The sequence below is a fragment of the Psychrobacter sp. TWR1-1-1 genome, assembly GCF_049895865.1.
GTDB classification, from domain to species: Bacteria; Pseudomonadota; Gammaproteobacteria; order Pseudomonadales; family Moraxellaceae; genus Psychrobacter; species Psychrobacter immobilis_A.
In genome coordinates this window covers 1-5,027 of sequence record NZ_JAFCTE010000035.1, presented here as the reverse complement: position 1 = coordinate 5,027, position 5,027 = coordinate 1, and the positions used below count along the sequence as shown (strand labels likewise).

General features: G+C 49.9%; 2 tRNA genes and 2 rRNA genes. All 4 read left to right on the top strand.

Annotated features, from left to right (window positions below):
* Window positions 1-9: 9 nt before the first annotated feature.
* The 4 genes from ACP69U_RS13590 to ACP69U_RS13575 all read left to right on the top strand — a co-directional run bounded on the left by ACP69U_RS13590 (window position 10) and on the right by ACP69U_RS13575 (window position 5,005).
* Window positions 10-1,548 (top strand): 16S ribosomal RNA (locus tag ACP69U_RS13590).
* A 75-nt stretch (window positions 1,549-1,623) separates the two neighbouring features.
* Window positions 1,624-1,700 (top strand) — tRNA-Ile (locus tag ACP69U_RS13585).
* A 9-nt stretch (window positions 1,701-1,709) separates the two neighbouring features.
* A tRNA-Ala gene (locus ACP69U_RS13580) sits at window positions 1,710-1,785 on the top strand.
* A gap of 357 nt (window positions 1,786-2,142) precedes the next feature.
* Window positions 2,143-5,005 (top strand): 23S ribosomal RNA (locus ACP69U_RS13575).
* Together the 16S and 23S rRNA genes with 2 tRNA genes alongside form the textbook arrangement of a ribosomal RNA operon.
* The last annotated feature ends 22 nt before the right edge of the window (window positions 5,006-5,027 follow it).

Genomic DNA, 5,027 nt, shown 5'->3' with positions numbered 1-5,027 from the left:
AGCAAGATTAAACTGAAGAGTTTGATCATGGCTCAGATTGAACGCTGGCGGCAGGCTTAACACATGCAAGTCGAGCGGTAACAGGAGAAGCTTGCTTCTCGCTGACGAGCGGCGGACGGGTGAGTAATACTTAGGAATCTACCTAGTAGTGGGGGATAGCACGGGGAAACTCGTATTAATACCGCATACGACCTACGGGAGAAAGGGGGCAGTTTACTGCTCTCGCTATTAGATGAGCCTAAGTCGGATTAGCTAGATGGTGGGGTAAAGGCCTACCATGGCGACGATCTGTAGCTGGTCTGAGAGGATGATCAGCCACACCGGGACTGAGACACGGCCCGGACTCCTACGGGAGGCAGCAGTGGGGAATATTGGACAATGGGGGAAACCCTGATCCAGCCATGCCGCGTGTGTGAAGAAGGCCTTTTGGTTGTAAAGCACTTTAAGCAGTGAAGAAGACTCCATGGTTAATACCCATGGACGATGACATTAGCTGCAGAATAAGCACCGGCTAACTCTGTGCCAGCAGCCGCGGTAATACAGAGGGTGCAAGCGTTAATCGGAATTACTGGGCGTAAAGGGAGCGTAGGTGGCTCTATAAGTCAGATGTGAAATCCCCGGGCTTAACCTGGGAACTGCATCTGAAACTGTAGAGCTAGAGTATGTGAGAGGAAGGTAGAATTCCAGGTGTAGCGGTGAAATGCGTAGAGATCTGGAGGAATACCGATGGCGAAGGCAGCCTTCTGGCATAATACTGACACTGAGGCTCGAAAGCGTGGGTAGCAAACAGGATTAGATACCCTGGTAGTCCACGCCGTAAACGATGTCTACTAGTCGTTGGGTCCCTTGAGGACTTAGTGACGCAGCTAACGCAATAAGTAGACCGCCTGGGGAGTACGGCCGCAAGGTTAAAACTCAAATGAATTGACGGGGGCCCGCACAAGCGGTGGAGCATGTGGTTTAATTCGATGCAACGCGAAGAACCTTACCTGGTCTTGACATATCTAGAATCCTGCAGAGATGCGGGAGTGCCTTCGGGAATTAGAATACAGGTGCTGCATGGCTGTCGTCAGCTCGTGTCGTGAGATGTTGGGTTAAGTCCCGCAACGAGCGCAACCCTTGTCCTTAGTTACCAGCGGGTTAAGCCGGGAACTCTAAGGATACTGCCAGTGACAAACTGGAGGAAGGCGGGGACGACGTCAAGTCATCATGGCCCTTACGACCAGGGCTACACACGTGCTACAATGGTAGGTACAGAGGGCAGCTACACAGCGATGTGATGCGAATCTCAAAAAGCCTATCGTAGTCCAGATTGGAGTCTGCAACTCGACTCCATGAAGTAGGAATCGCTAGTAATCGCGGATCAGAATGCCGCGGTGAATACGTTCCCGGGCCTTGTACACACCGCCCGTCACACCATGGGAGTTGATTGCACCAGAAGTGGATAGCTTAACCTTCGGGGGAGCGTTCACCACGGTGTGGTTGATGACTGGGGTGAAGTCGTAACAAGGTAGCCGTAGGGGAACCTGCGGCTGGATCACCTCCTTATAGATGGCATTCGGTCAGCAAGAATTCACAACAAGTTGTTCTTTAGTTTAAGCTTACGTTTTAACAAGCGTAATTGGGTCTGTAGCTCAGCTGGTTAGAGCACCGTGTTGATAACGCGGGGGTCAGTGGTTCAAGTCCACTTAGACCCACCATTTTATAATGGGGCCATAGCTCAGTTGGTAGAGCGCCTGCCTTGCACGCAGGAGGTCAACGGTTCGACTCCGTTTGGCTCCACCACTATAGACGAATAAGCTTTAAGTGCTAATAGTATAAATAGAAACAAGTGATTCGCCATAATATTGGCAAGATTACTTCTTTCTGTTTTATACAGAATCTGTGACTCGACGAGAGCATAGAGACTATTTAAAAACATAGATATGAGTCTGGGTTAGGAGGAGCGTGTTCACGCGCACCTCTTAACCTTAATCACTCACCTCTTAACGACATCAGTTGTTATCCCAGGGGTGAGTGATTAAAAAAAGTAAAGAGAACTGAATCAAGCGTATAAACATAGGTGATATCGTTATCATAATTAGATCTTATGACACTTTGAAGTCAACACTTATTTATAAGTTAGACTACTTGGGGTTGTATGGTCAAGTAATGAAGCGCACATGGTGGATGCCTTGGCAGTCAGAGGCGATGAAAGACGTGACAGCCTGCGATAAGCTTCGGGGAGGCGGCAATATCCTGTGATCCGGAGATTTCTGAATGGGGAAACCCACCTACCATAAGGTAGGTATCTTGTACTTGTACAAGAAGCGAACGAGGGGAAGTGAAACATCTCAGTACCCTTAGGAATAGACATCAAATGAGATTCCCCTAGTAGCGGCGAGCGAACGGGGAGAAGCCGATTAATGCTAATGTAGAAGAACAGCGTGGGAAAGCTGACCGTAGTAGGTGATAGTCCTGTATTCGAAACATTAGCGTTAACATATTAAGTAGAGCGGGGCACGAGAAATCCTGTTTGAAGATGGGGGGACCATCCTCCAAGGCTAAATACTCCTGACTGACCGATAGTGAACCAGTACCGTGAGGGAAAGGCGAAAAGAACCCCTGTGAGGGGAGTGAAATAGAACCTGAAACCGTGTGCGTACAAGCAGTGGGAGCCTTAATTTATTAGGGTGACCGCGTACCTTTTGTATAATGGGTCAGCGACTTATATTCTGTAGCAAGGTTAACCGTTTAGGGGAGCCGTAGGGAAACCGAGTCTTAATAGGGCGCCATAGTTGCAGGGTATAGACCCGAAACCGAGTGATCTATCCATGAGCAGGTTGAAAGTGCCGTAACAGGCACCGGAGGACCGAACCCACTGTCGTTGAAAAGCCAGGGGATGACTTGTGGATAGGGGTGAAAGGCTAATCAAACTCGGTGATAGCTGGTTCTCCCCGAAAGCTATTTAGGTAGCGCCTCGGACGAACACCATTGGGGGTAGAGCACTGTTTCGGCTAGGGGGTCATACCGACTTACCAAACCGATGCAAACTCCGAATACCGATGAGTGATATCCGGGAGACACACAGTGGGTGCTAACGTCCATTGTGGAGAGGGAAACAACCCAGACCGCCAGCTAAGGCCCCAAATTCCTAGTTAAGTGGGAAACGAGGTGGGAAGGCATAGACAGCTAGGAGGTTGGCTTAGAAGCAGCCATCCTTTAAAGAAAGCGTAATAGCTCACTAGTCGAGTCGGCCCGCGCGGAAGATGTAACGGGGCTCAAACTAGGAGCCGAAGCTGCGGATTTGAATTTGTTTTCAAGTGGTAGGGGAGCGTTGTGTAAGCCTGTGAAGGTGTGTCGTAAGGCATGCTGGAGGTATCACAAGAGCGAATGCTGACGTGAGTAACGATAATGCGAGTGAAAAGCTCGCACGCCGGAAGATCAAGGGTTCCAGTCCAACGTTAATCGGGGCTGGGTGAGTCGACCCCTAAGGCGAGGCCGAAAGGCGTAGTCGATGGGAAATCGGTTAATATTCCGATACTTGTTTATAATGCGATGGAGGGACGGAGAAGGTTATGTCAGCCTGGCGTTGGTTGTCCAGGTGAAAGGATGTAGGCTTACAACTTAGGTAAATCCGGGTTGTTACATGGCTGAGATCTGATAGCAAGCTGTACTTGTACAGTGAAGTGGCAAATACCATGCTTCCAGGAAAAGCTTCTAAGCAATAGTTATAAACGAATCGTACCCTAAACCGACACAGGTGATCAGGTAGAGAATACCAAGGCGCTTGAGAGAACTCTGCTGAAGGAACTAGGCAAAATGGTACCGTAACTTCGGGAGAAGGTACGCTGCTGATGGTGATAGGACACGCTCCTTGAGCTGTTGGCAGTCGCAGATACCAGGCTGCTGCAACTGTTTATTAAAAACACAGCACTCTGCAAACACGAAAGTGGACGTATAGGGTGTGATGTCTGCCCGGTGCTGGAAGGTTAATTGATGGGGTTAGCGTAAGCGAAGCTCTTGATCGAAGCCCCAGTAAACGGCGGCCGTAACTATAACGGTCCTAAGGTAGCGAAATTCCTTGTCGGGTAAGTTCCGACCTGCACGAATGACATAATGATGGCAGCGCTGTCTCCAGCAGAGACTCAGTGAAATCGAAATCGCAGTGAAGATGCTGTGTACCCGCGGCTAGACGGAAAGACCCCGTGAACCTTTACTACAGCTTTACATTGAACTTTGACCTGACTTGTGCAGGATAGGTGGGAGGCTTTGAAGCCGAGACGCTAGTCTCGGTGGAGCCAATCTTGAAATACCACCCTGGTCATGTTGGGGTTCTAACTCAGGTATAACAATACCGAGGACAATGTATGGTGGGTAGTTTGACTGGGGCGGTCTCCTCCTAAAGAGTAACGGAGGAGTACGAAGGTGCGCTCAGACCGGTCGGAAATCGGTCGTAGAGTATAAAGGCAAAAGCGCGCTTAACTGCGAGACCCACAAGTCGAGCAGGTACGAAAGTAGGTCTTAGTGATCCGGTGGTTCTGTATGGAAGGGCCATCGCTCAACGGATAAAAGGTACTCTGGGGATAACAGGCTGATACCGCCCAAGAGTTCATATCGACGGCGGTGTTTGGCACCTCGATGTCGGCTCATCTCATCCTAGGGCTGAAGCAGGTCCTAAGGGTATGGCTGTTCGCCATTTAAAGAGGTACGCGAGCTGGGTTTAGAACGTCGTGAGACAGTTCGGTCCCTATCTACCGTGGGCGTTGGAAATTTGAGAGGATCTGCTCCTAGTACGAGAGGACCAGAGTGGACGAACCTCTGGTGTTCGGGTTGTCACGCCAGTGGCATTGCCCGGTAGCTACGTTCGGATGGGATAACCGCTGAAAGCATCTAAGCGGGAAGCCCACCTCAAGATTAGATTTCCCTAAAGAGCCGTTGAAGACTACGACGTTGATAGGCAGGGTGTGGAAGTGCAGCGATGCATGTAGCTAACCTGTACTAATTGCTCGTTTGGCTTGACCATACAACACCCAAGTGGTTTGTAT